4 protein-coding genes are annotated in these 3,998 nt (G+C 47.1%); 1 reads left to right on the top strand and 3 read right to left on the bottom strand.

Going from position 1 to position 3,998, the window contains the following annotated elements; all coding sequences use genetic code 11:
• Positions 1 to 1,065, top strand: a 1,065-nt coding sequence (locus tag PX482_RS19400; protein WP_288122880.1) for a universal stress protein, incomplete at its 5' end; no start/stop codon positions are given.
• An 8-nt stretch (positions 1,066 to 1,073) separates the two neighbouring features.
• Here the strand turns inward: PX482_RS19400 and PX482_RS19395 are convergent.
• The 3 genes from PX482_RS19395 to PX482_RS19385 all read right to left on the bottom strand — a co-directional run.
• The gene (locus tag PX482_RS19395) at positions 1,074 to 1,454 is read right to left on the bottom strand and encodes a DUF1830 domain-containing protein (RefSeq protein ID WP_002761692.1); all 381 of its coding nucleotides are present in this window, start codon (positions 1,452 to 1,454) and stop codon (positions 1,074 to 1,076) included.
• A gap of 525 nt (positions 1,455 to 1,979) precedes the next feature.
• Positions 1,980 to 3,281: a glutamate-1-semialdehyde 2,1-aminomutase gene (hemL, locus tag PX482_RS19390; protein ID WP_002761693.1), complete on the bottom strand. Its 1,302-nt coding sequence runs from the start codon at positions 3,279 to 3,281 to the stop codon at positions 1,980 to 1,982.
• 446 nt (positions 3,282 to 3,727) lie between these two features.
• The coding region (locus PX482_RS19385; RefSeq protein ID WP_288122878.1) for a zinc ribbon domain-containing protein at positions 3,728 to 3,998 on the bottom strand (271 nt) is incomplete at its 5' end.

Genomic DNA, 3,998 nt, shown 5'->3' with positions numbered 1-3,998 from the left:
ACTGTGGCCCCCCAGGCAGCTTTAAGCGATGTTTTATTTCTCTTAAATCGCTATCAGCTTTCCCGTTTACCCGTTACCGATGGTCAAAAACTGGTGGGGATTATCACCCGTACCGATATTATCCGGGTGGAAGCCGATCAATTGGGGGGAGTTTGTCAACTGCCCCAACGCAGTACCCCTTCCTATGTGGTTTATCAAACTCGTTCCCCAGCCGTGGGAACGGGCCGGATTTTGTTACCCATTGCCAATCCCGACACCGCTACCGCTTTGTTTAAAATTGCCGCTGCTGTCGCCCGTGAACGCAATTATGAGATAGATTGTCTCTATGTGATTACTGTGCCTCGTCTTAGTTCTCCGGCGGAAGTCAGGGTAGATACGCGGGAAGGACGCAAATTACTTCATCGTCTGGAAAGATTAGCCCGACAGCAGAATATCTCTGTTCATACACAAATTTCCGTTGTTCAGGATATCGCCGACGGGATTTTGGCCACGATTCGCGAACGACACAGCAATTTATTAATTATGGGTTGGACGGGGGAAAAATCCACTACTGGGGCGATTTTCGGGTTTTCAGTCGATACTTTGATCGCTGAGGCTCCCTGTGAAACCATCTTGGTAAAATTGGGGACAAAGGATTGTTTTCCCAACGATCTTAATCGGGAAAGGATTTGGCTGATTCCCACTGCCGGAGGTCCCAATGCTCAACGAGCTTTAGCATTATTGCCTAGTTTGCTGTCTTTGTCCGAGTCTTCGGATCATCCCGAACTTTGGTTATGTAAAATTTATTCTCCGACGGAGTTACTGCCAGATCTGTCCACTTTGGAAGTTTTACAAGCATCTTTACAAAAAGCGATCGCACAGCCAGTCGTGCCTTTACCGATTCGTTCGGCCTCTCCGGCCGAGGCGGTAATTAATCTGGTAGAATCGGAAGATTGTTCCTTGGTGCTTTTGGGTGCATCTAGAGAGAGTCTGCTCAATCAGTTATTAAATGGCAATATCCCCTCGACGATTGCCCGTGCCGTTAATTGCACTGTGATTCTCGTGCGAGGGGAATTATCAGATTAGTTGATTAGCTAGGCGGAAGCTAAACTTAAACCGAAGGGTACGGTATTGTCAATTTTCGCCCCTTGACTTTCCTCTAGGGAATGGGGGTAGAATATTTCCCCCTCTAGTTGACCATCGGAGTCATCGTCATCCCCATCGCTGATATAAAGGCGTTCACAGGGGATGTTATCGGAAAGGATGGCACTGGCCATCATCCCCGTATGAATCTCTAAGAAAGCATCCGCTAGGGTCTCAAATACTAAACGCTGCCCGGGGAAAACCACCCTTTCAAAATACCAGTTAGCAATATTGGTGATGCGAACAATTTGAATATGACTGGTCGCATTGACATAGCAACAAAGAATACTATTTTTCTTGCCGTTGGGGAGGGGATCGAGAATCTGTGCCATAGCAATTGGGGTGATCTTAAAGTGGGTTTGTCATCGCTCCTTCACCCTAACATCCTTTGATCCCCGATAGTTGTAAAGATGATTACATTACTCTGATAAAAATCTACCCATCGCTCTTTCTGGTGATAGAAAGCGGTTTTTATTAAAAAATCATTAAATTTAACTAATGCCTAGTTTTGGCTATTTGTCAAGGGGGGAACCCCGTTTTTTTTGCTGTTTTTCTTGATTTTTTGCTGGGCTATTTATCGCTCAATTTTGTTAACGGTTTCAGGATTATAAAAACCGAGGTAATTTTTGTCAAGTTAGATACCGCTTGCTCATGGTCTCCTCCATCTGGTTGACTAAAAAGGGTCGGCCTGTGGTTAGACTGATAGGTTTGACAGTGCTGGGGAGAATAATCCCTCGATTGTTCGGGGTTTCTCCGCAAATTTCCCCGGAGAATCCCCGTCTTTTGCAAGCGGGGAAATGTCAACTCATCAATCTTGGGACTCTATCAATCAATTTTCCCAGTCGAAGCGGCATTAACTATAAACTTGCTAAAACCTCCTTAGCGGCGGCCAAAGTCCGTTCGATATCGGCCTCTGTGTGAGCTAAAGAAGTAAAACCAGCTTCAAACTGGGAAGGAGCTAGATAAACGCCTCTTTCCAACATTCCCCGGTGAAAACGACCGAATTTAGCCACATCGGCCTTTTTGGCATCTTCATAGTTATGTACGGGGGAGCCAGTGAAAAACATTCCGAACATGGCGCTAATATAACCTCCAGAAACGCTGTGACCAGCATCTCTAGCCACTTTCAGCAGCCCTTCAGTTAAGGATTTAGTCACTTTATCGAGATATTGGTAGGTGCCGGGGCGCTGGAGTAACTCGAGGGTTTTAATTCCCGCCGTCATGGCCAAAGGGTTGCCGGATAAGGTTCCCGCTTGGTACATCGGGCCGGCCGGAGCCACCATCGCCATAATATCAGCCCGACCGCCGTAGGCCCCCACCGGCAGCCCACCGCCGATAACTTTGCCGAGGGTGGTTAAATCGGGGGTGATGCCGAATTTTTCCTGAGCGCCACCGTAGGCGATGCGAAATCCGGTCATTACCTCATCAAACATTAATAAGGCTCCGTATTCCTTGGTTAATTCCCGCAATCCCTCTAAAAAGCCAGCATCCGGCACGATAAAGCCGGCATTACCCACCACTGGCTCTAAAATTACCCCGGCGATCGAGTCGGGATTTTCGACAAAGAGGGCTTTTACCGCTTCCAGGTCATTGTAGGGGGCGGTTAAAGTGTTGTTAGTGGTGGTTTTGGGAACCCCCGGCGAGTCGGGTAAACCCAGGGTGGCTACACCAGAGCCGGCTTTAACCAGGAACATATCGGCGTGACCGTGGTAACAGCCCTCGAATTTGATGATTTTATCCCGGCCAGTAAAAGCCCGCATTAAGCGCAGGACGGACATACAGGCTTCGGTGCCGGAATTGACAAAACGCACCATTTCAATGCTGGGAACAGCATCAATCACCATTTCAGCGAGAATATTTTCTTGGACACAGGGAGCGCCGAAACTGGTTCCTTTGTCTAGGGCATCGTGTAGGGCGGCAATCACTTCGGGATGGGCATGACCACAGATAGCCGGCCCCCAAGTTCCCACATAGTCGATGTATTCGTTACCGTCCACGTCGCGAATATAGGCCCCTTTGACGCTTTCAAAAACGATGGGTTGACCACCGACGGATTTAAAGGCCCGCACGGGGGAACTTACACCCCCCGGCATTAATTTTTGAGCGGCTGTAAAGATTTCTTTCGATTTTGTTGTTTGATACGAAGATGTGCTAACCAATCCTGTCTCCTTGTCTATTTGAGTCTATCGGTTTCGGGGAATGCCCGGAGCTTTGTTTTGTTAACTTCCTGCTGCTTGTTCCATTTTAAAGATCACTGGCCTACATTTGACGCAATTTTTCCCTAGGAAGAGCGCTGGTCGGCTCAAGTCTCGCTCTTCTTGACTTATAGCTTGATGGTTAACAGCTGATGTAATTGGCTGAGAAAGGGCAAAAATTTCACTTTTGACAATTTTTCCACAATCTTTTCAGAATTGCAGTAAAAACCTAGCAATGGGCGAAGTTATTGCTATTGATAGATTTTAGCCCAGAAAGAGCGATCGAAAAAAGCTCAGGTTTTCCACAGATTTTCCACAGGGGAATTCTTGCTATTATTTCTTAGCGTACAAAAAAACTATTCCTGCTTTGACATCCTCACCGCCGTAAAACGGACGGCGATTCCCAAACCTCACGATTTAGGTTTCTGCTTCTTTCCCTTGCGGGGTTCCGCACCTGCCTTAACAGATTTACTCTGTTCTGGTCTTATGGTCGCTCTACAGACTGACACCGCAAGCCCTGCGGCCAAAATATTTTTACTAGCGTTAACATCTCGGTCATGGTGTGTCCCACAGTCTGGACAATCCCATTCTCGAACATTTAACGGCATCTTTTCGACAATATGCCCGCAATTACTACACCTTTTAGAGCTAGGAAACCATCTATCTATTTCGATGTAATTT

Origin of the sequence: Microcystis sp. M53602_WE12, from assembly GCF_030065455.1 — a bacterium.
GTDB lineage: Bacteria > Cyanobacteriota > Cyanobacteriia > Cyanobacteriales > Microcystaceae > Microcystis > Microcystis aeruginosa.
This window is presented reverse-complemented; position numbering and strand designations above follow the sequence as displayed.

What these genes read in the sequence shown, in the direction of transcription:
- PX482_RS19395 (WP_002761692.1), bottom strand. Translation starts at nt 1,454, where the DNA reads ATGGCACAGATTCTCGATCCCCTCCCCAACGGCAAGAAAAATAGTATT.